Annotated in this window: 1 tRNA gene; it reads left to right on the plus strand. The window is 41.6% G+C overall.

Features of this window, described 5'->3' with window-relative positions:
• Nucleotides 1-51: 51 nt before the first annotated feature.
• A tRNA-Ala gene (locus GM672_RS27990) sits at nt 52-127 on the plus strand.
• The last annotated feature ends 183 nt before the right edge of the window (nt 128-310 follow it).

Genomic DNA, 310 nt, shown 5'->3' on the forward strand with positions numbered 1-310 from the left:
TTTTACCTCGATCCACAAAAAAGTAGGTTTGCACTTTTTTGTGAGTATGTAGGGGGATTAGCTCAGCTGGGAGAGCACCTGCTTTGCAAGCAGGGGGTCGTCGGTTCGATCCCGTCATCCTCCACCACGTTTTTGAGATGTCAAATCTAAGTCCCGAGATTTAGATTTGATCTTTTAGAGATCACTGCTGTTTCGTTCTTTAACAATCTGGAAGAAGTAAAGTTTTATTGAATACATGAGACATCATGTGTTCAGGGTAGTAATAAAGCTCATCAAACACTGTAGTAAATGCTTGATACCGATAGCCGTC

It is taken from the genome of Pseudoduganella buxea (assembly GCF_009720835.1).
Taxonomy (GTDB): domain Bacteria; phylum Pseudomonadota; class Gammaproteobacteria; order Burkholderiales; family Burkholderiaceae_D; genus Rugamonas; species Rugamonas buxea.